Below are 21,340 nucleotides of genomic sequence, written 5' to 3' on the forward strand. Positions count from 1 at the left end.
TCTATGCAAACAGATACAATAAAAATAGGTATTAGCGCCTGCTTAGCAGGCGAAAAGGTAAGATTTGACAGCGGCCACAAAAAATCTAACTTTTGTATGGAAGAGCTGGCAAAACATGTTGAATATAAAATGTATTGTCCTGAGGTTGCGGTTGGCTTACCTATACCGCGCCCGACAATTCGTCAAGTAAGAACTGCTGATACAATTAAAGTGTGTCGTCCAGATGGTACAGGTGATGTTGGCCCTCAGCTAACAGAATACGGCAAAAAAATAGCCACCGAGCAAGCTGGTCATTTAAGTGGGTTTGTTTTTTGTGCTAAAAGCCCGAGTTGCGGCATGGAGCGCGTTAAAATTTACAATGAAGCAGGAACCGGTAACACCTCTGAAGGGATTGGTTTTTTTGCAGAACAAATCATGAAACACAATCCATTACTGCCCTGTGAAGAAAACGGTCGTTTGAACGACGTTCATTTACGCGAAAATTTTGTTATGCGTGTTTATACATTACATAATTGGCAGCAGTTGGTGAAAGAACCCATTACAGTTCATCGGTTAACTCAGTTTCACGCGCAATACAAATACTTGTTGATGGCTCATAACTATCAAGCTTACCGTGACTTAGGCCACTTGCTTGGTACTTATTTAGGTGATGATATAAACGCATTAGCCGATGAGTATATTCTCGGTTTAATGACCGCGTTGAAACGTCCTGCGTCAAGAAAAAACAATTCAAATACTTTAATGCACTTGCAAGGTTACTTCAAAAGAGATTTATCGAAAATCGAAAAAGAAGAAATGCGAGATGCAATAGACGAATATCGCCAAGGGTTGGTACCGCTTTATGTACCACTAACCTTGCTTAAGCATCATTTAAAGGTTCATCCTAATGAATATTTAAGCAAGCAAATATACTTTAACCCTTATCCTAATGAATTAAAGTTACGTTACGGTTTGTAATGAATACACTATTTTGGTTTAGGCGCGATTTGCGCCTTTTTTCAAACGAAGCGCTTATTGAAGCGTTAAATAATGGTGCTAAACACACCATTTTTTTTGTGTGCGAAAAACAATGGGCACAGCATAACACTGCACCAATTCAAATTGATTTGCTAAAACGCAGAGTCAGTTATATCCGTGAAAAATTAGCTGAGTATGGCATTAATTTACACGTGATAGAGGCTCCTTATTTCACAGACTGCCAAACTAAGCTTCTCGAATTTTGTCAGCAGTATGAGATTAAACACATAATAGCCAATAAAGAATATGAGCTTAATGAGTTTAATAGAGATAAAGCGATTCAAGCGCAATGCGATCAACAGCAAATAACATTTACTTTATACGAAGGTGACATCATTGCACCTGTTGGCAGTGTACGCACACAAAACAATGAAATGTATAAAGTGTTTACGCCCTTTAAGCGGGCGTGGTTAAAACAGTATCAAGATACTCACTTTAGCTTGGTGTCGTGGCCATTATCTTCAAACCCTATTGAGATTGAATCGTGTGAATTACTCAGCAGTGATGACAGTTCAAAAAAATGGCCGGTTGATGACGACACTTTAGCGAATGTGGTCGATAATTTTATCCATGATAAATTAGCAAGTTATGATGATGTACGCGATATACCTAGTGTAAAAGGAACATCAGGTTTAAGCCCATATTTAGCATTAGGGGTTGTTAGCAGTAAGCAGTTAATGGTCAACATACAACAGCAGTATCCAGATATTTTGACTACCTCAAAAAGTAAAACCTTTACGTGGGTGAACGAGCTGATTTGGCGTGAATTTTATAAACACCTCATTGCCGAATTTCCTAAATTATCGCGCGGTGCTAATTTCAACGAAAAGTACGATAGTGTTGTTTGGCGTGATAATGAGGCTGAATTTAAGCTTTGGTGTGAAGGCCGCACTGGCTATCCACTTGTTGATGCTGCCATGCAACAGCTATTGCAAACTGGTTGGATGCATAACCGTTTGCGAATGGTAGTGGCAAGTTTCTTAACTAAACATCTTTTAATCGACTGGCGTAAGGGCGAGCAGTTTTTTATGCAGCACCTTATTGATGGTGATTTAGCCTCGAATAATGGCGGCTGGCAATGGGCGGCAAGTACAGGCTGTGATGCACAGCCTTATTTTAGAGTGTTTAACCCTATTACTCAAAGTGAACGCTTTGATCCAAGTGGTCAATTTATTCGTAAATATCTGCCTGAATTAGAAAAAGTCCCAGATAAACACATTCATTTTCCTCATACCTATTTAGCAGCAACGGGGCAAAGTGAACACTGTTACTGGCCGGCAATTGTTGATCATAAAGCAGCACGAGCTAGGGCTTTAGATGCATTTAAGGTGTGATATGGATAACCAATTATCAGTCGATAAATTTGTAGAAATATATCAAAAGCTTGATAAAAATAACCTTGAGTTATTAACCGAAATTTACGCAAAAAATATACAATTTATAGATCCGCTGCACGAAATTAATGGTCTAGAAGATTTAAGGCGTTATTTTTGTGGTTTATACAGTAATGTTAAGGATTGTCGATTTGACATAACCGATTCATTTACCAACGATAATAACGCATTTGTGTATTGGACAATGTATTACTCTCACCCAAAACTGAATGCCGGTAAAACCATCACAGTGCAAGGGCACAGCAAGTTGGTATTTGAAGGCGACAAGATTGTAAAACATCGAGATTACTTTAATGCTGGTGAGCTGTTATACAAGCATATCCCATTACTAGGTAATATCATTAATTTTATTGATAAAAGGGCTGGTTAACTATGATTACCCTTATTACAGGTGCAACGTCGGGTATTGGTGAGCAACTTGCTATTAAGTATGCCGAGCAGGGTGATACAGTGATCGCCTGCGGGCGTAATACGCAAAAACTTGCTGAACTAGGTAAACACAACAACATAGAAACCTGCCAATTTGACGCCACTAATTTACAAGATATAAAAGCGGCAACGTTAGGGTACACTCAATTTGACCGCGTAATTCTCAATGCTGGCAACTGCGAGTATGTTGACGATGCACGTAATTTTGATAGCGCCTTATTTGAGCGTGTTATTAACGTTAATTTGTTATCAATGGGTTACTGCTTAGAGGCGCTTTTGCCAAAAATAGTTTCTGGCGGGCAATTAGTAATGGTTAGTTCAAGTGTTACTTATTTACCATTACCACGTTCAGAAGCCTACGGAGCATCAAAGGCAGGCGTTAGCTATTTAGCTAAGAGCCTAGCGATAGATTTAACCGATGTTGATGTGACATTAGTACACCCTGGTTTTGTAAAAACCCCTTTAACTGATAAAAATGATTTCCCTATGCCGATGGCTGTTACAGCCGAAAAAGCGGCTGACTATATAATAAAAGGCGTCGCTAAACGCCGCAAAGAAGTTCATTTCCCCTATCGTTTTACACTTATACTTAAAGCATTGCGAATATTGCCACTTTCGCTTTGGCTTAAAATTGCAAAAGGATTAACCCGTTGAAAAAAATAGCAATAATTGGGACTGGCGTATCAGGTTTAACCTGCGGGCATTTACTGCACAAGCATTACGATGTCACATTATTTGAAAAAAATGATTATATTGGTGGTCACACCGCAACTGTAGATGTAGAGCACAGCGGTATTAATTACGCGGTAGATACGGGGTTTATTGTATTTAATGATAGAACATACCCTTATTTTGAAAAGTTGCTTGAACGCATTGGTGTAAAACGTAAACCTACACAAATGAGTTTTAGTGTGCATAACGAAGCAACCGGCTTTGAATACAATGGGCATACATTTAGTAGTTTATTTGCTCAGCGCAGAAATATAGTTAGACCTAAATTTTGGCGTTTATTGTATGACATCGTGCGTTTTAATAAGTTATGTAAGGCTTTGCACGCAAAAGGTCACTACACAGAGCAATCACTAGGTCAATTATTACAACAACATCGTTTTAATGATTTCTTTAAATACCACTACATTTTACCTATGGGTGCTGCCATTTGGTCGACAAGCATTAAAGAAATGGAAAATGTAGGGGTTGAGTTTTTTGTAAAGTTTTTCTTCAACCATGGTTTATTAGACATTACCAATAGGCCGCAATGGTACGTTATTCCCGGTGGCTCGCGAGAATACATTAAGCCTTTAATTGCCGGTTTTGCCGACAACATAAAACTTAACAGTCACATTAAGTCTGTGACTAGAAACGCAGAAGGCGTAACAATTACCTTTGCAGATGATCAGCAAGCACAGTTTGATAAAGTCATTTTTGCCTGTCACTCTGATCAAGCTTTAGCTTTGCTTGGCGATCCTTGTGAGCAAGAAACCACTGTTTTAGGTGCTATCCCGTACACAGAAAATTCAGTAGTACTTCACACTGATGAATCATTATTACCGGATAGAAAAGCCGCATGGGCAAGTTGGAATTATTTGCTCAATAATAATACCGATAAAGCGGCGGTGGTTACGTATCAAATGAATATACTGCAAGGGATCAAATCAGATACACAGTTCTGCGTTACCTTGAACCACTTAGAAGGTATTAATCAGAGTAAAATTTTACGTGAATTTACCTATCATCATCCGGTATTTAACCAATCATCTATTGCCGCTCAACAGCAAAAGCATACCGTTGATGGGCAAAATAACACGTACTTTTGCGGAGCGTATTGGTACAACGGTTTTCATGAGGATGGTGTGCGCAGCGCCGTTGATGTGGCCAAGCAACTTGGAGTAGAGTTTGACTAATGCAGTGTATTTAGGCGATGTTAAACATCGCCGTTTTGCTGTTAAACATCATGCGTTTAATTACCCGCTTTATATGATGTGGGTTGACTTAAATAACATCGAAGCACTTAATGGGGTACATAAACAACTTGGTACCACAGGATTTAAGGCTTTAAAATTTAAACAGTCTGACTATTTGAAAGGATTGGCGAACACTGACAATAAGCCCATTGTAGAGCGTGCTCGCGCTCAGTTAGCTGCGCTAGGTGTTGAAGAAAAGTTCAGTCATGTTTATATGTTAGGGCAGTTACGCTGCTTGGGTATTTACTTTAGCCCCGTTAATTTTTATTTTTTTGGCCATGACGATAATCAATTTAGCTACATGGTCGCTGAGGTGAGTAATACCCCATGGAATGAACGACATTACTACTTGGTTCCACTACAAAAAAAAGTGAACTTTAAGAAAGTTTTTTCCGTATCACCTTTCATGAACTTAGATATGAACTACCATTGGACTGTTCGACAAAAGCAAGACAATATACTGATACGTATAGAAAATAAGCGTGATGACGAATTACTTTTTGACGCATCGTTAAGGTTACAGCGTCAAACACTCTGCACAGCACAAATGAGTAAATTGCTTAAGCGTTTTCCAGCAATGACATGGTCTATTTTCAAAGGTATTTACTATCAGGCATTTAAACTGTTTGTAAAAAAAGTCCCATTTTTAGGTCATTCAGGTAGATCATAATTTTTTATTAATTTATGTTGTTTAACAAGTAATAACAATAATATAGGTAAGTGTATGGAAAAGGTATCGAGCTTACGCGTTCAAGAACGCACAAGTTGGTTTACTAACTTATACAAGAAGTTAGTATTCAAAGCGTTCTCGTCTATTGAAACAGGCCAAATAGTGCTTGTAGACAATAATCAGCAGTCTGTATTTGGCGATACGTCATCAGAGCTTAAAGTAACGGTAACCGTTAATGATACTGCTATGTATAAAGCATTTGCGCTCTCGGGAAGTATTGGCGCGGGAGAATCTTACATATTAGGGCAGTGGCAGTGTGATAACTTAACTCGGTTGATCGAAATTTTTGCAATTAACCAAGACCAACTAGACGCATTTGAAAAGAAATTCGCTTTTTTTAGTAACATTGCTCATCGTATAAACCACATTAAAAATAAAAACTCTCATTCGGGTTCTAAAAAGAATATTGTTGCGCACTACGACTTAGGCAATGACTTATACGAGTCTTTTTTAAGCAAAGAAATGCTTTATTCAAGTGCTGTATACCCAAGTAAAGACGCTACCCTTGAGCAAGCACAGCAATACAAATTACAGCGTATTTGTGAGCAAGTTGAGTTACAACAAGGCGACACAGTCATTGAAATTGGTACAGGTTGGGGAGCATTTGCGATTTATGCGGCCACTCACTACGACTGCCATGTAACAACCACTACCATCTCTAATGAACAGCACGATTATGTTGCAAATAAAATTAAAGAGCTTGGGCTTGAAAACAAAATAACCTTGCTCAAACAAGATTACCGTTTATTAACCGGTAAATACGATAAGCTAGTATCAATAGAGATGATAGAAGCGGTTGGTCATGAGTACTTGCCTAGTTTTTTCACTCAGTGCGGTCAGCTATTAAAAGACGACGGTGCTATGCTTATTCAAGCAATTACAATTAGCGACCAGCGTTACCAGCATTATTTAAAAAATTCTGACTTTATTCAGCAATATATTTTCCCTGGTGGGTGTTTGCCTTCGCTCAACGAAATGAGTGAGCAAATAAAAAATCATACCGATATGAATATCCACACAGTTAGCGATATTGGTGCTCACTACGCAAGAACCCTTGCTGATTGGCGAGATCGTTTCATTGCAAGTTGGCCAAACCTCGATAGTAATAAATTTGATGAGCGATTTTATCGTTTATGGCTATTTTATTTTGCTTATTGCGAGGGCGCATTTAGAACTCGCGCAACAAGCACCGTGCATTTAATGGCACGCAAACCCCGTTTTACGAGTAGTAATGATGAGATTGCACTCGCTTATTAATTTTGTACTGTTTCAAGTAGTGTGGTTTTTATGCCTACTGCTTGAACAGCATTCAATTGTCTATTCAACAGTAGTCATTGCATTAATGTTTTATTTGTCAGCGCAAAAAAAACAGGATGCTTTTTTGCTTCTAAAGTGCTTACCACTAGCCTTACTAAGTGAATTTATCGCGGTTAAGTTCGGTCTGATTGAATTTAAAGTAGCGCCATTTCCGCTTTGGTTAGTGTTTTTATGGGCTGCTTTATTGCTATGTATTAACACCTCAATGTCGTTTTTAACAACCATCAAACCTTGGCAAGCGTTTATTGTATGCTTAGTGTTTGCACCAGGAAGTTACTGGGCAGGGGCGCGATTCGATGTGTTAGAGCTCGGCTTGCCGTTATGGCAATTTTGGCCTTTATACGGTGCTTTATGGGCTGCAACGTTTAGCGTTATTTTATTTATTAACGGTAAAATTGGCGCGTTTATTAAGCAATAAAACAATTGTATTTACTGCTTGGAGCTGATTATGAAAACGCTTTTAAATTTAGTACTAATTTATGCCCTGTTTAACCATGCTGCTTATGCTGATACCCAGTTTAACAAAGTGGGCGAGGCACGTATGGAATACCTTTTTTGGGATGTTTATGATGCAACGCTTTTTACTCCCTCTGGATCTTATAGTCCCAAGCAAACGCCGGTTAAATTTACTTTAACTTACCTGCGCGACTTTGATGCTAAAGACATTGTAAAAGCCACTAAAGAGCAATGGCAACATTTAGGTAAATCACAATTATCAGCTCGCTATGCAGATAAATTATTAGCCATATGGCCAGACATTAAAAAGGGTGAATCGTTAACCTTACTGACCGATCAGCAAGGACACAGTATTTTCTTTCACAATGACAATGAAATAGGCCGCATAGAAGACACCACTTTTGCAGATGACTTCTTAGCTATTTGGCTAAGTGAGAACACCTCAGAACCATCGATTAGAAATCAACTTTTAGGGATTTAATATGATTAATCTAAAACGTATCAAAGTAACTTTGCTACTGGTAGTAAGCTTCTTTATTGCAAGTTGTTCTGCGCCGAGTGTAGAGCATTACAAAGGCTCAGAACCTAATTTCGATTTTAAGACTTTTTTTAGCGGCGATTTAAAAGCCTACGGTGTTGTACAAGACTTTAAAGGCGAATTAACCCGAAAGCTTGTTGTAGACTTGAGCGCTACGTGGGATGGCAACCAAGGCGTTATTGAGGAAGACTTCGTTTATGATGACGGCGAAACCCAAAAACGTATTTGGAAAATAACCTTAAACGACGACAACACGTTAACCGGTACTGCTTCTGATGTTTTAGGCACGGCCACAGGCAAAAGTGATGGCAGTGTTTTTCATTGGAACTACAATGTAGAAATTCCTTACGATGGCAGCACTTTTGAAGTTAACTTTGATGATTGGATGTATTTAGTCACCAATACGCGCTTGATAAACCGCACATCTATTGTTAAGTTTGGCGTTGAGGTCGGGGAAGTGACTTTAGTAATAGAAAAAATATAGCGACTCATCACAGTGCATAGCTGCACTATATTTGTGCTTAAATTAAGTTTTTGTTAACTCAACTCGCTGTATTTTACAGTGAATTATTATAATTTTACTAATTTTTTAGTATTTTAGATAAAAAACGTAATTTGCTGTTGCTAACTCTTCGAAAATGCATAAAGATAGGATTTGCGAAGGCAAAATAATAACGAATAGGAATCTAATAATGAACAAAGCTCAACTAGTTGAAAAAATCTCTACTGACGCAGAAATCTCTAAAGCAGCCGCTACACGTGCACTTGATGCATTCACAGGCGCTGTAACTTCTTCACTAAAAGAAGGCAACTCTGTTGCATTAGTTGGTTTTGGTACTTTTTCAGTTAAAGAACGTGCTGCTCGCACAGGTCGTAACCCACAAACAGGTGCAGAAATCCAAATTTCAGCAGCGACTATTCCAAGCTTTAAACCAGGTAAAGGTCTTAAAGACCAAGTAAACCTATAAGGTTTAGGTTTATAAAAATAATAAAAGGGCTATTAAGCCCTTTTTTTTTGCCGTAAATTTAACGCTTATTTAGCTTTAAGCGCCTTATCTCCGCGACCAATGCCGACCGCGCCAGAGCGAACCACTTCTATAATGTCTGTTTCATGACGTAAGGTATCTAAAAACGACTCTATTTTATCGGTACTGCTTACCAATTGTAGGCTGTAACTTTGACGCCCCATATCTAAAATAGCGCCCTGAAATACATCTACAACCCGTGTTACAGCAGCTCGCGTAGCTTCATCTTGAGCAAATACTTTTACTAGTAACAGTTCGCGCTCTATGTGGCTCATTTCGGTTAAATCAATCACCTTAAGTACATCGACCAGTTTATTTACCTGTTTGGTGATTTGCTCAACAATTCTATCATCGCCTTTAGTGGTGACAGTAATACGCGAGAGTGACTCATCATCAGTGGTTCCAACAGTTAAACTATCAATATTGTAAGCTCGTTGAGAAAAAAGCCCCACTATACGTGATAACGCACCGGGTTCATTTTCTAATAATATAGATAATATACGACGCATTATGCCTTTACTCCTTTTCTTAACCACATCTCATCTATGCCACCGTGCTTAATTTGCATCGGGTAAACATGTTCTTTTTCGTCTACTAAAATATCTAAAAACACTAATCTATCGGTTATCGACATGGCTTTGTCTATTGCCGGCTGTAATTCATCCAGTGTATTGACTCGTATTCCTACATGGCCGTAACTTTCTACAAGTTTTACAAAGTCAGGAAGTGATTCCATATAGGAAGAGGAGTGTCTGCCGCCATAAATCATATCTTGCCACTGTCTAACCATACCTAGTGAACGGTTATTTAACGAGATCACTTTTACCGCTAAGTTGTATTGTAAACAGGTAGAAAGCTCTTGAATATTCATTTGAATAGAGCCATCGCCAGTCACACATAAAGACTCTTTATCCGGAAAGGCGAGCTTAACCCCCATAGCTGCTGGTAAGCCAAAGCCCATGGTGCCTAAGCCACCTGAGTTGATCCACTGACGAGGGTGCTTAAATGGATAATACTGCGCCGCAAACATTTGGTGTTGGCCCACATCTGAACTGACATAAGCATCACCATTAGTCGCTTTATAAATAGCCTCTATAACTGCTTGAGGCTTAATTTTATCGCCATCGGTATTGTAGTTTAAGCATTTTTGTTCGCGCCAACTGATCACCTGTCGCCACCAATCTTCTTGTGCACTGCGGTCTATTTTTATTGGGCTTTTATCTATAGCAGTTTGTAACTGTTCAAGTACCGTGGCTAAACAGCCAACAACCGGAATATGTGCTTTTATGGTTTTGGAAATTGAAGTCGGATCGACATCTACATGCACGATAGTGGCATTAGGGCAAAACTTTTGTACGTTATTGGTAACTCGATCATCGAATCGTGCGCCAAGGGCTAAAATAACATCAGCATTGGCCATGGCTTTATTTGCTTCTAATGTACCGTGCATACCCAACATACCAATAAAGTTAGGGTGAATGCCTGATATACCGCCTAGTCCCATTAGGGTATTGGTAATAGGGGCATTAAGCGATTCGACTAAATGGGTTAGTTGTTCTGATGTATTTGAAAGCACAATTCCGCCACCAGAATAAATAACCAGCTTTTTCGCTTCTAAAATAGCAGTAACGGCCTTACGAATTTGTTTAGAGTGACCCTTGGTATTAGGGTTGTAGGTTCTGAGTTCTGTTGCCGCTGGAAAGTTGTAAGCAAAGGTTAGCTCAGGGTTAAGCATGTCTTTAGGAAGTTCAACGACAACTGGGCCTGGGCGACCTGAGCTGGCAATATAAAAGGCTTTAGCAAGAATATTGGGGATTTCACTAGCGCTTCTACAATTAAAGCTATGCTTTACAATCGGACGAGAGCAGCCAACAATATCCGTTTCTTGAAACGCGTCATCGCCAATTAAGTTGGTTGGCACTTGACCTGATAACACCACCATCGGAATAGAATCCATATACGCAGTTGCTATGCCTGTTACACAGTTTGTTGCCCCTGGTCCAGAAGTGGCAAGTACAACACCGACTTCACCGGTTGCTCTTGCGTAACCATCGGCCATGTGTGTGGCGGCCTGTTCGTGACGGACTAAAATATGTTCAATATCATCTTGCTGAAATAGCGCATCATATAAGTCTAATACTGAGCCACCGGGGTAACCGAATATATACTTAACGTTTAACTCTTTTAATGACTTAACAACCAATTCAGAGCCATTATATTCTTGTTTACTCATCCTCATTCCTCTGTTGACTGATTTATGCAAAAAAAAACCCCCGCGTAGTGCGAGGGTTTTAAAAAGCATGTTTCACCTTTTAATACATCCCCGCTGGGCTTATCACTAATACCAGTACGAGTAAGACTAAAAGACGAAATTGTGTGTTCATGATGTTTTGCTCTTTAAAATAAAATGCTGTTTAAATTACAATTTTTGTATGTGGTTATTTTTAAGGCTTTTGCGCGCTCATGTCAACCCAAAACTAAAGTTTTTGGATTAAAAATTCACTTTTATATCTTTTTTAATCTTAAATTCTAATTGTTATGAAATATTCTCACTTTAAAAGCAGAAATTATGCATTTTTAATTTTAAGGAGTAGGGAGCTTAAATACACATTAATTACATTAAAGTGATAAAGCGGTTTTGAGCAGGCATAAAAAAAGCCAACAGATGTTGGCTTTATAATTCAATTATACTGTTACAGACGGTCGATTACCGACTGAGTGAAGTCAGTTGTACCATGGCTGCCGCCTAAATCGCGAGTAGTACGGTCGCCTGATTTAATTACATCAGCCACTGCGCTACGAATGCGCTCTGCCGTATCGCCCATATTTAAATGCTCTAGCATTTGAATAGACGCTAAAATAACTGACGTAGGGTTTGCTAGGTTTTTACCTGCAATATCAGGTGCGCTACCGTGAACAGCTTCAAAGATAGCCGCATCTTCACCAATGTTAGCACCAGGCGCCATGCCTAAACCACCAACTAAACCAGCACATAAATCAGATAAAATATCGCCGAATAGGTTAGTCGTTACAATTACGTCAAACTCTTCCGGTGTCATTACTAGTTTCATACAGGTTGCATCAACAATCATTTCAGTTGATTCAATCTCAGGGTAACGTTCAGCCACTTCACGAGCAACTTTTAAGAACAAACCCGATGTTGATTTTAAAATATTTGCTTTATGAACAGCGGTTACTTTTTTACGGCCTTCGCGTACGGCTAGCTCGTATGCAAAAGTAACGATTTTTTCAGCGCCTTCACGGGTGATCACAGACATTGCCTCAGCTTCGTTGCCATCAGCACTCACTACTTGACCTGCACCTGAATACATACCTTGGGTATTTTCACGAACAGTAATAATATCAATGTCATCGTAACGTGCTTTAGTACCTGCGAACGACTTCACAGGACGAACATTAGCGTATAAACCAAACTGCTTACGAAGTGTTACATTGATTGATGTAAAGCCTTCGCCTACAGGGGTCGTTAATGGACCTTTTAAAGTGATTTTATTTTTAGCAATCGTGTCAATTGTTTCTTGTGGAAGCAATTCGCCCGTTTTTTCAAGCGCAGCGAGGCCAGCGTCAACAAATTCATAATCAAAATCGCATCCTGCGGCTTTTAGTATTTCAAGTGCTGAGTCGATAATGCTTGGGCCGATGCCGTCGCCTTTGATCACTGTTATGGTTTGTTTGGCCATGAACTTTTCCTTTAAAGATTTGGATACACACATAAATAAAAAATACTCACAGAGTTTAGACTACTTATATGACAGGGGTGCTAAATTTAAGCCGGCATTTATACCAATTTATTGAACATTTTGCCAGTTTATACTGCAAATACAGGGTATAACTTTAATTTATAGTGATAATAAGTCAGCTAAATACTATTGTGCAGACCTAATTGCTGCAGGGATTGATAAAAAATGACCTCACTTTTCCAGCCATGGCGGGTGAGTTGTTGATTTAATATCTGCTGTTGCCATGCTGTTAATGGTTGGTTAGGTTTAAGTACGCGCTGGGCTACAACTTTCAAAGCTGCCCACAACTTAGCGCTATCATCGAGCTGCTTTTTAGGCAATGTTTCAGCTTTTAATAACGCTATTGCCCAGGGGTCGCTACTAAGTAATTCATTAAGCTCATTAGTTAAATGAGGGGTATCAACATTGTTTATGCCAAAAAATGTGCATATTGGCGTATCTAAGGATTTATTCGGTGTTTGGTCTAAGGTGATTTTTCTAGAAACTTCTGGGCTGTAATTAATTAATAGATAATATAAATAGGCATATAGGCTCAAACTAATGCGTTCACTTTGCAAATTTTTATCGTGTTTTACTAACAGCTCTACAATGTTGATTAAACAACCCATGCGGGTACACAAAAATGTATGTAAAGGATGGGCAATACTATTTACTAACTGCTCGAAAACCATGCCTTGAATAATCGCAGGGGCCTTATCGTAACCTACCATAGACAAGCTATGCCTTAAATCTTTTGCCGGCTGCAGCTCTTTATTATACTGTTTTACTGCATGGCACACTGATTTTATAACATTAGGATAAGGGGTAAGTAATGTATTTAATGCTTTGTAATTGTACTCTTGTTGGTTTTTTATTTGTTTAACTAATTCGTACAAAGAGGACTGTGTATTGTCACTCTTATGAACAATATGCAGGTATTCACTGTCCCAAACTTTTAAAAACAAGCGATCGTCATTACACGGCCATGCCTTTAAGCCATCCTCTAATGATGCTTTTATTCGATACCAGGCCATTTTTGTATTGGCATTATTAACGATAATATGACGGCCTGCCGAATCTGTAGCCAAATAAATCATTGTTTGGTCAGCATAAACCACTTGGCTACCTGGTACATATTGTCCAACGTGTGCCACTAAGTCTTTTAATAGTCCTTGTGCAAATGAGTTGGGGGTTCTTATGTACAAATCAGCTACTGCTTTATAAAAACTAATATGCTGCTGTTTTGCGTTGCAGGTTACGTTAAGCGCCAAAATATTTGCCAAAGCAACCAATACACTGGCTCCGTCATAAAGCATGACTTTAGGCGTGTTTAATAATGCGTGTTTGTATTTGGCTAGTTTAGCTAAAATATGAGCAATTTGATGTGCTGGTTGTTGTGATGTCAATATCACTTTGGCAGCGAGTTTATGGCGTAACTGCCACATTTTAGTGTCGGTATTAGTAAATGCTTGCTGTTGGGCTAGTTTATTCAACTGATTAGCAACACAAAGGTGTTCCACCAATGAGGCACTGATGTAAAGTTCAGTTAAATGTTTATCGTAATTTTGGCTGGCACTTAATGCACAGGTTAAAACACACTGATTAACCACCAAATTGGTTGCGTAGCTATAATGTGTTTTATACAAATTAAGCTGGGCTTGTAACGCCGCGGGGTTTTGTTTATATAACTTTCTGTATTGCTCTGCAAGTTTACAAACAATCGGATAAAGTGTATGCCACTGGTTTTTATTATTATGAGATGCTAAAAGCAATTGTGTGCTTTCCACTAGCTTTTTTAATTTACCCGACAGTGGCGTTTCCATTAAATTTTTCCATCATTATGCTCAAGGTACTTTTCATAAGCACTTGGGCCCCACATTATTAATTGGCCGTTTTTAAATAATAACCCGGTACATTCATCCATTGTTGTAATGCCATCCGAGGTTTTATGCTGGGTACGATAAAATATAACTTGCCACACTTGTTCACCATCACGCTTGGCGTAGGTTAAATCTGGGCTGCCTAAATATTCAAGCACATCATTTAGCGTAAAGGCATCTTCTAAGCGCAGTTTTTCAATATAGCGTTTATTGAATGCTTCGCGGTCTTGCCAAATCATTGCTTGTGGATCGTCTTTATAAAACATAATAACCGACGTGGCTATCAGTGCATATAAACCTAATCCTAATATTAAATACCTAAAAAACTTTTTAAACATTGCCTACCCAGACCAATATAACTATCGCTAGTATACGTATTGCGCTTGTACAGTGCCATTAACTTGCGACTAATTAAGCCTTAACTGCTTTAAACTAAAGCCTAAATGGATATCTGTACGCAAACTCACCAGTTGCTTAGAAATAACAAACATATCCATATCATCAGCAAGCTTTTTTTGTAACCGTGCATTTAATGATTCATCATTTAACGCCTCTTCAATAGAGATATATTGATTAACCAATTGCTGCGCCGATTTAATACCAATCCCTTTAACCCCAGGTATATCATTGGTTTTATCTCCAGCTAGTGCCCAAAAGTCTATTAGTTTGTGTTGTGCCACGGCAAAACGCTCTTGGATATGCTGCTGTGTGAGCTGTTGCTTTTTAAAGTAATCATACACTTCAATATGCTCACTTAAATGGGGTAAAAAACCTTTATCGGTAGATACGATAGTGTTATTTATCTGATTGTTAGCTGCTTTATGGGCTAACGTTGCAATAATATCGTCGGCTTCATCATTAGTCGGTTCAAATACCACAATGCCGGTGTCTTCAATAGCAGACTTAAAATGAGGCAAGGCTTCTTTTAACGTTTGTGGCATCGGGGCGCGCGAATGTTTGTAGTCTTTGTAAAAGTGATAGCGCCAGCTTTTATCGCCATCAAATACAGCAATTGCATGGGTTGCATTAGTGGTTGTTAAGAGTTTTTTGCAGGCATGCGCTACTCGAGCGCAGCATGCTTTTAACATGTGTTCGGCGCTGTGATGCGTTTGGTTAGCATCAACAGCATAAATGCGCCTAATTAAATTAAGCGCATCAATAAGAAGTAAATGGGGATTCAATTATAAACTCACGCTTTTATCGTATAACAAGGAATATACTTACTACCAGGAAGCTTCATTCTACCTTGTTCTACAAACGCTTGTAAAAGTGTGTCCATTGCTTTCATTAAATCAGGCTCGCCACTGAGAACATACGGGCCGTCTTTTTTAATCGCATTTAAACCTTCTTCTTTTACATTTCCCGCCACTATTCCCGAAAACGCACGGCGTAAATTAGCCGCTAACTGTTGTTTGGGTTGATCAAGGTGTAAATCAAGCGACGCCATGGCCTCATGAGAGGGGTAAAAAGGTTGCTGAAAATCACTGTCTATTTTCAAGGTCCAGTTAAAGTAATATGCATCCCCTTGGCTTTTACGGTATTCGCGTACACCATTCATTGCCGACTTTAACTTTTGGCTTACTAATTGAGGATCATCAATAATCACTTCAAATTTATCTAGGGCTGCATCGCCTAAGGTCATTTGAATGAATTGACACAGCTCCTCAAAGTAAGCTTCACTTTGTTTTGGGCCGGTAAGAATAACAGGTAAACATTGCTTTTCGTTTTCAGGGTGCAACAAAATGCCTAATAAATACAACAGTTCTTCAGCTGTGCCTGCACCACCAGGAAAAATAATAATGGCATGAGCGGTGCGAACAAAGGCCTCAAGTCGCTTTTCAATATCGGGTAAAATAACCAGTTCATTCACAATCGGGTTAGGTGGCTCAGCTGCAATAATACTGGGCTCAGTTAAACCTAAATAACGGTTGTTAGTTATACGTTGTTTGGCATGACCAATAGTGGCGCCTTTCATCGGGCCTTTCATTGCACCAGGCCCACAGCCAGTACAAATATTTAACCCGCGTAAGCCTAATTCGTAACCTACTTGTTTAGTGTATTTATATTCTATTTCGTTAATAGAGTGGCCGCCCCAGCATACAATCATGTTAGGTTCACTATTTACTTTAAGAGCGTCGGCATTTCTAAGCATGTCAAAAACCATGTGGGTAATGGCTTTAGTTTCTTGGAGATTTTTTTCATACTTTTGGCAAATAAATAAAATATCGCGAATAACCGAAAATATGTGCTCATGTATGCCGGTGACTATGTGGCCGTCAACGAAGGCCGTTTGCGGCGGGTTCTCTAATTCAATTTTAATACCGCGTTCACGGCTTACCAAACGAATATCAAAGTCTTTATGTTTTTCGTATATATCGTTACTTACATCAGTATGGCTGCCTACATTAAGCACGGCTAATACACAATTTCTAAATAACCTGTAGCGTTCGCTGGTTGATGACTGTTCTAGTAGGTCTACTTCTAGCTGCGATAATAAATCTAATACCCCTGTTGGGTTTAACTGTATTAGCATCGGCATTCTCCTTGAAACTTCTTGGGTAAATTTACTGCGTAATTATGCCTTGTACTCAAAGGTAGAAATGCATAACACTATTTACTAATGCACAGACGATCCCGGCCTGAATTTTTAGCATCGTATAAAGCTTTATCGGCTCTATCAAATGCTTTTAGAGGGGTATCACCCTCTTTAAATTGGGTTGCGCCTAGCGAAACAGTAATTTCAATTTGTTTGTCTTTAAATTTAAACGGTATCTTTTTAATAGACTGTCTTAATTTATTGAGGTGCGCTGTCGCGTTTTCAAGAGAAGTGCGTGGCATTAATAACACAAACTCTTCGCCGCCATAGCGTGCAATAAAGTCTGATTGCCTAATCGATTTTTGCAGCGCTTTGGCAATAACTTGTAAAGTAATATCGCCTGCTGTGTGGCCAAATCGATCGTTAATTGACTTAAAATGGTCAACATCAATAACCGCTAAAGTTATGTCTGAATGCTGCTCGTTAAATAAGTTAATTTCGTAGTTGTAACGCTCATCAAATGCAGCCCGATTAGGCAGTTTTGTCAGGCTGTCGAGTAAACTTTTAAACCGTTGTTCACTTAAACGTTTTTTATAGCTACTGACTTTGCTTTCTAGGCTATTAATTCTTTCGTTTATTTGTTTAAAGCTGGCAACTAAAATTCTGCGATCTTTTTGTTCAAGTTGCTCTTTTTCTAAAATATCAGCACTGAGAGAGCGTAACTCGTTTTCAACCAGCTGCTTTAACGCTGTGATTGAGGTCGCATTTTTTGTTTGTGTATTTAAGCTTTCTAGCTTTTCACCAATTCGTTGATTAATTGAGTCAAATTCAACATTCATCGATTCAGAATGTTCACTCGTTGATACCAATGAGCGATGCAGCTCTTCAAGTGTTTGGTTTAATGAAGCTAAAAAGCTTTGCGCTGATTCACGTTCAACGTGAATACTTTTAACAATTAAAGTAATCACATCTATTGCGGCGTCAAGTAGCTGATCAACGGCTTTATTTTTAGCAATACGTTTTTTTATTAAATACAGTGCTTCGTTGGCTTCTTCTTCTAGTACGAGCTCAGTGACTAACTTAAACAGCTTTTCAGTGAGAATACTTAGGTTGGGTGGTTCAAAGGTATTATTGCTTTTAGCTATTAAAGCTTGGTGATAAAAGGTGATTAGTTGATTTAATATTGGAATAAACCCATGCACCGACTGTATATCGTCAAGTTGGTTATCTAATAAATGACGCAGCGTTCTGCGTGTTTCGTTAGGCAGGCCTTTTGTTTGTTGTAATTGTTTTCCTGCATTTTGTACGCTGGTTAACAGGTCGCGTTGATGCGCTAGTTGAATCGCTTCCTGATTTTTTAGCAAGGCCAAAATATCATCTACCAAAGGAGAAAAATCTTCAAAATCCATTCCTTTGTTTAATGCACTGCGGAACTTAGCTAGGCGGTTATCAAGCTCAATATCAAGTCCTTTACAGCTTAAAGATAATTTAGCCGCAAAGTTAGAAAGGGTGTCAACTTGATGTTTACGTGCGCTTTCTATTACTTTTCTACTGTCGATTGCTTGTTTTAGTTTTTGTTCCACCGTATTGTAGCTCCTAGACACCTACACACCATTATTTTAATACCTTTGTTGTTTTAGTTTACAACAAAAACATATTAATAGTAGGTATGAGATCAAAAACTTAATGTTTTTAATAACAAAATACGAACGATCTTGAATATAAGTGTATTTATCGCTTTTAATTCACTTTTAAATAGGGTCTTGTTAATCTTGCAACAACAATATGTTATCCAAAATGAGCCTTTATGAAAAAGCTACTTGCCTTATCAATTTTAGCTGCCTGTTCAGCACCGGTATTTGCCGACGTTAATTACGCTTTAAACATTTCTCAGCCAGAGCATCATTTAGGTGATGTGAACGTAGAATTTCCTAAAACGGCGCAGTCTTTCTTAGATGTAAAACTTCCTGCATGGCGTACTGGTCGTTATGAAATTTTAAACCTAGCCAATGGCGTACGTTACTTTAAAGCCAGTGATGACGAAGGTAATCCATTAAAGTGGGAAAAGATTGACCACAGCACATGGCGCGTTCATTTAAATGAACCCACTCAAGTTAATATAGATTACCAAGTCTATGCTAATGAACTAGGTAAGCGTGCCCGCCATATTGACGACAGCCATGCCTTTGTTGATGCATCAGGCTTTTTTATGTTTAGCGAATCATTTCGCCAAGAGCCAGTAACGGTTGAATTAAATGTCCCTAAAGCATGGCGCTCTGTGTCAGGCATGGAAAATTATAAAAATAAGCACAGCTTTAAAGCCAGTGACTACGATGTATTAGTTGATTCGCCAATCGAAACCGGTATTAACGAGCTACGCACTTTTGAAGTTGATGGTCGTGAGTACGAACTGGTGGTATGGGGTGAGGGCAATTACGATATTGAACTGATGCTAACTGATTTGAAAAAGCTAGTGGCTACCGGCAATGTGATTTGGGACAGCTACCCGTATGAACGCTATGTATTTATGGTACATGCTACATCAGGCGCAGGCGGGGCAACTGAGCACTTAAACTCAACGATTATTCAGCGCCCACGCGACCGCTTTGCTAAACGTGAAGACTATTTAGGTTTTATAAGTACTGCAGCTCATGAATTTATTCATACATGGAATGTAAAAGCGTACCGTCCTAAAGGGCTTGCGCCATATGACTACACTAATATTAATTACTCAAAATTGCTTTGGATAGCAGAGGGCTCTACCAGCTATTTTGAAGATCATTTATTAGTGCGTTCGGGTATTCAAACTAACGATGAGTTTTTTAAAGTATTAAGCAAAACCATTAATCGCCACCTCACAACCCCTGGGCGTGAAGTGCAAAGTGCCAGCGAAACCAGTTTTGATAAATGGATAAACCAAGGCGGCGATCACGCACGTAACTACGGCACTAATATTTACCTTGAAGGTTCATTATTGTCGATGGCGTTAGATATCGACCTACTTGAAAATAGCCAAGGTAAAATTAGCTACAGAGACGTACATAAAGCGCTTTATAAACAGCATAAATTACCGGCAGGGTTTACTGAGCAAGACGTACTGGCTATTTTAAAACAACTATCAGGGCGTGATTACAGCGCGTGGTGGCAGGCAAATGTTAGCTCACCAGCCAACCTTGATTTTGATGCACTGCTAGCAAAAGTAGGTTTAAGCTTTGAGTTACCAGAAAAAGCCAAGGCCACACCAAGCTTAGATGCATTTACTAAAAATACTGGCGAGTTACTTACGCTTACCCATGTACGCCGCGATGGTGCAGCATGGCAAGGCGGCTTAACCACCGACGATAAACTCGTCGCTATTAATAAAAAGCATGTAGGTAAAGACTTAACAGCCAGCCTAGAAACCTTTAAAGCAGGCGACAAAGTTACTGTTGATTTTATTCGTCGTGATGCATTAATGTCGACTGAGCTTGTGTTGTCTGAAGACTTCGACAAACCTAAAAAAGTGGTTGCGAATAAAAATGCAACTGATGAGCAAAAAGCATTATTTAAAGCATGGATGGGTGTAGCGCATCCAAATGATGTGAAAAAAGACGACTAACATCGTATATCATATTGTTTAAAAAGGAGCTTAGGGTACAAACCCTGAGCTCCTTTTTTGTTTATTGGGCGCTATATTGTAACAATTTATCTCAGCGCAGTTGACCTTACTCATACTTAATGAGTAATCTGCAGGTTCAATAATAAAAGGGATTCTATAATGCGTTTAAAACCTCTTGTTGCCACTTTGGTAGCAACCTGTTCACTGGCACTTTCTTCTGCGGCCAATGCCGATGAAGGTATGTGGCAACCTCATCAGCTACCAGAGCTGGAATCAATTTTAAAAGCCAAAGGCCTTGAAATCAGTGTTGATTCAATTTCAAAATTAACCGAATTTCCAATGAATGCGGTTATTAGCTTAGGCGGATGTACAGCCTCGTTTGTTTCGCCAAAGGGCTTAGTTGTTACTAACCATCACTGTATTTATGGCTCAGTGCAATATAATTCAACGCCTGAAAACAACATACTTGAAAACGGCTTTTTAGCAAAAACACCGGCTGAAGATTTACCTGCTGCGCCAGGTTCACGTGTGTACGTTACAGAAACAGTGACCAACGTGACTGATAAAGTAATTAGCGGCACTAACGAGCTAAGTGCAAAAGCACGCTACGATGCGTTAGAAAAAAATCAAAAAGCCCTCGTTGCAGAGTGTGAAGCTGATGCTAGCTACCGTTGTAATGTATATTCGTTTCATGGTGGTTTAGAGTTTTACCTTAT

At 39.0% G+C, this 21,340-nt stretch carries 21 protein-coding genes; 13 read left to right on the forward strand and 8 right to left on the reverse strand.

All coding sequences use genetic code 11. From position 1 onward, the window contains the following. Positions 1-3: 3 nt before the first annotated feature. The 11 genes from ACTRWE_RS07015 (at position 4) to ACTRWE_RS07065 (ending at position 8,813) form a co-directional block, all read left to right on the forward strand. A complete protein-coding gene (locus tag ACTRWE_RS07015; RefSeq protein ID WP_024600872.1) occupies positions 4-957 on the forward strand; it encodes a YbgA family protein in 954 nt (317 codons plus the stop codon). Continuing rightward, a complete protein-coding gene (gene phrB, locus ACTRWE_RS07020; RefSeq protein ID WP_024600871.1) occupies positions 957-2,351 on the forward strand; it encodes a deoxyribodipyrimidine photo-lyase in 1,395 nt (464 codons plus the stop codon). Before ACTRWE_RS07015 ends, phrB begins: the two co-directional genes overlap by 1 nt. Before the next feature lies 1 nt (position 2,352). Next, positions 2,353-2,781: a nuclear transport factor 2 family protein gene (locus tag ACTRWE_RS07025; protein WP_013463257.1), complete on the forward strand. Its 429-nt coding sequence runs from the start codon at positions 2,353-2,355 to the stop codon at positions 2,779-2,781. 2 nt (positions 2,782-2,783) lie between these two features. After that, a complete protein-coding gene (locus ACTRWE_RS07030; RefSeq protein ID WP_138765367.1) occupies positions 2,784-3,494 on the forward strand; it encodes an SDR family NAD(P)-dependent oxidoreductase in 711 nt (236 codons plus the stop codon). Then, positions 3,491-4,744 carry an NAD(P)/FAD-dependent oxidoreductase gene (locus tag ACTRWE_RS07035; protein ID WP_064664223.1) on the forward strand — a complete coding sequence of 418 codons (1,254 nt, stop codon included), beginning with the start codon at positions 3,491-3,493 and terminating at the stop codon, positions 4,742-4,744. The genes ACTRWE_RS07030 and ACTRWE_RS07035 overlap by 4 nt, the downstream gene beginning before the upstream one ends. After that, a complete protein-coding gene (locus ACTRWE_RS07040) occupies positions 4,737-5,474 on the forward strand; it encodes a DUF1365 domain-containing protein (protein ID WP_462879732.1) in 738 nt (245 codons plus the stop codon). Before ACTRWE_RS07035 ends, ACTRWE_RS07040 begins: the two co-directional genes overlap by 8 nt. Before the next feature lie 54 nt (positions 5,475-5,528). Then, positions 5,529-6,791: a class I SAM-dependent methyltransferase gene (locus ACTRWE_RS07045; RefSeq protein WP_462879733.1), complete on the forward strand. Its 1,263-nt coding sequence runs from the start codon at positions 5,529-5,531 to the stop codon at positions 6,789-6,791. After that, complete coding sequence (locus tag ACTRWE_RS07050) at positions 6,769-7,269, forward strand: DUF2878 domain-containing protein (protein ID WP_013463262.1); 501 nt, start codon at positions 6,769-6,771, stop codon at positions 7,267-7,269. The genes ACTRWE_RS07045 and ACTRWE_RS07050 overlap by 23 nt, the downstream gene beginning before the upstream one ends. Positions 7,270-7,299: 30 nt before the next feature. Beyond that, positions 7,300-7,788 (forward strand): chalcone isomerase family protein, encoded by a 489-nt coding sequence (locus tag ACTRWE_RS07055; protein WP_013463263.1) that lies wholly within the window; start codon positions 7,300-7,302, stop codon positions 7,786-7,788. 1 nt (position 7,789) lies between these two features. Continuing rightward, positions 7,790-8,329, forward strand: coding sequence for a DUF3833 domain-containing protein (locus tag ACTRWE_RS07060; RefSeq protein ID WP_028834801.1), 540 nt, complete (start codon positions 7,790-7,792; stop codon positions 8,327-8,329). Between the two features lie 208 nt (positions 8,330-8,537). Continuing rightward, positions 8,538-8,813, forward strand: coding sequence for an HU family DNA-binding protein (locus ACTRWE_RS07065; protein ID WP_008112559.1), 276 nt, complete (start codon positions 8,538-8,540; stop codon positions 8,811-8,813). Positions 8,814-8,878: 65 nt separating this feature from the next. Here the strand turns inward: ACTRWE_RS07065 and ilvN are convergent, their stop codons facing one another. The 8 genes from ilvN to ACTRWE_RS07105 all read right to left on the reverse strand — a co-directional run bounded on the left by ilvN (position 8,879) and on the right by ACTRWE_RS07105 (position 18,609). Continuing rightward, complete coding sequence (gene ilvN, locus ACTRWE_RS07070; protein WP_013463265.1) at positions 8,879-9,379, reverse strand: acetolactate synthase small subunit; 501 nt, start codon at positions 9,377-9,379, stop codon at positions 8,879-8,881. Continuing rightward, entirely contained in the window at positions 9,379-11,103 is a 1,725-nt protein-coding gene (locus tag ACTRWE_RS07075) for an acetolactate synthase 3 large subunit (protein WP_013463266.1), read from the reverse strand. Before ACTRWE_RS07075 ends, ilvN begins: the two co-directional genes overlap by 1 nt. A gap of 460 nt (positions 11,104-11,563) precedes the next feature. Then, positions 11,564-12,571, reverse strand: coding sequence for an isocitrate dehydrogenase (locus tag ACTRWE_RS07080; RefSeq protein WP_013463267.1), 1,008 nt, complete (start codon positions 12,569-12,571; stop codon positions 11,564-11,566). A 179-nt stretch (positions 12,572-12,750) separates the two neighbouring features. After that, on the reverse strand, positions 12,751-14,433 hold the full coding sequence (locus ACTRWE_RS07085) for a hypothetical protein (protein WP_462879734.1): 1,683 nt from the start codon (positions 14,431-14,433) through the stop codon (positions 12,751-12,753). Next, positions 14,433-14,828, reverse strand: coding sequence for a DUF3192 domain-containing protein (locus tag ACTRWE_RS07090; protein WP_273001491.1), 396 nt, complete (start codon positions 14,826-14,828; stop codon positions 14,433-14,435). Before ACTRWE_RS07090 ends, ACTRWE_RS07085 begins: the two co-directional genes overlap by 1 nt. Before the next feature lie 69 nt (positions 14,829-14,897). Further along, positions 14,898-15,671 (reverse strand): flap endonuclease Xni, encoded by a 774-nt coding sequence (gene xni, locus ACTRWE_RS07095; protein ID WP_462879735.1) that lies wholly within the window; start codon positions 15,669-15,671, stop codon positions 14,898-14,900. A gap of 8 nt (positions 15,672-15,679) precedes the next feature. Next, positions 15,680-17,023: a nucleotide 5'-monophosphate nucleosidase PpnN gene (ppnN, locus tag ACTRWE_RS07100; protein ID WP_013463271.1), complete on the reverse strand. Its 1,344-nt coding sequence runs from the start codon at positions 17,021-17,023 to the stop codon at positions 15,680-15,682. Positions 17,024-17,100: 77 nt separating this feature from the next. Beyond that, positions 17,101-18,609 (reverse strand): GGDEF domain-containing protein, encoded by a 1,509-nt coding sequence (locus tag ACTRWE_RS07105; protein WP_462879736.1) that lies wholly within the window; start codon positions 18,607-18,609, stop codon positions 17,101-17,103. A 224-nt stretch (positions 18,610-18,833) separates the two neighbouring features. On the opposite strand from ACTRWE_RS07105, the gene ACTRWE_RS07110 reads away from it, so the two are divergent. Then, entirely contained in the window at positions 18,834-20,624 is a 1,791-nt protein-coding gene (locus ACTRWE_RS07110; RefSeq protein WP_462879737.1) for a M61 family metallopeptidase, read from the forward strand. Between the two features lie 159 nt (positions 20,625-20,783). After that, positions 20,784-21,340, forward strand: a 557-nt coding sequence (locus tag ACTRWE_RS07115) for a S46 family peptidase (protein WP_462879738.1), incomplete at its 3' end; no start/stop codon positions are given.

This window comes from Pseudoalteromonas sp. G5_S1_54_S4 (genome assembly GCF_054968565.1).

What these genes read in the sequence shown, in the direction of transcription:
- ACTRWE_RS07015 (WP_024600872.1), top strand. Translation starts at nt 4, where the DNA reads ATGCAAACAGATACAATAAAAATAGGTATTAGCGCCTGCTTAGCAGGC.
- phrB (WP_024600871.1), top strand. Translation starts at nt 957, where the DNA reads ATGAATACACTATTTTGGTTTAGGCGCGATTTGCGCCTTTTTTCAAAC.
- ACTRWE_RS07025 (WP_013463257.1), top strand. Translation starts at nt 2,353, where the DNA reads ATGGATAACCAATTATCAGTCGATAAATTTGTAGAAATATATCAAAAG.
- ACTRWE_RS07030 (WP_138765367.1), top strand. Translation starts at nt 2,784, where the DNA reads ATGATTACCCTTATTACAGGTGCAACGTCGGGTATTGGTGAGCAACTT.
- ACTRWE_RS07045 (WP_462879733.1), top strand. Translation starts at nt 5,529, where the DNA reads ATGGAAAAGGTATCGAGCTTACGCGTTCAAGAACGCACAAGTTGGTTT.
- ACTRWE_RS07050 (WP_013463262.1), top strand. Translation starts at nt 6,769, where the DNA reads ATGAGATTGCACTCGCTTATTAATTTTGTACTGTTTCAAGTAGTGTGG.
- ACTRWE_RS07055 (WP_013463263.1), top strand. Translation starts at nt 7,300, where the DNA reads ATGAAAACGCTTTTAAATTTAGTACTAATTTATGCCCTGTTTAACCAT.
- ACTRWE_RS07060 (WP_028834801.1), top strand. Translation starts at nt 7,790, where the DNA reads ATGATTAATCTAAAACGTATCAAAGTAACTTTGCTACTGGTAGTAAGC.
- ACTRWE_RS07065 (WP_008112559.1), top strand. Translation starts at nt 8,538, where the DNA reads ATGAACAAAGCTCAACTAGTTGAAAAAATCTCTACTGACGCAGAAATC.
- ilvN (WP_013463265.1), bottom strand. Translation starts at nt 9,379, where the DNA reads ATGCGTCGTATATTATCTATATTATTAGAAAATGAACCCGGTGCGTTA.
- ACTRWE_RS07075 (WP_013463266.1), bottom strand. Translation starts at nt 11,103, where the DNA reads ATGAGTAAACAAGAATATAATGGCTCTGAATTGGTTGTTAAGTCATTA.
- ACTRWE_RS07080 (WP_013463267.1), bottom strand. Translation starts at nt 12,571, where the DNA reads ATGGCCAAACAAACCATAACAGTGATCAAAGGCGACGGCATCGGCCCA.
- ACTRWE_RS07085 (WP_462879734.1), bottom strand. Translation starts at nt 14,433, where the DNA reads ATGGAAACGCCACTGTCGGGTAAATTAAAAAAGCTAGTGGAAAGCACA.
- ACTRWE_RS07090 (WP_273001491.1), bottom strand. Translation starts at nt 14,828, where the DNA reads ATGTTTAAAAAGTTTTTTAGGTATTTAATATTAGGATTAGGTTTATAT.
- ppnN (WP_013463271.1), bottom strand. Translation starts at nt 17,023, where the DNA reads ATGCTAATACAGTTAAACCCAACAGGGGTATTAGATTTATTATCGCAG.
- ACTRWE_RS07110 (WP_462879737.1), top strand. Translation starts at nt 18,834, where the DNA reads ATGAAAAAGCTACTTGCCTTATCAATTTTAGCTGCCTGTTCAGCACCG.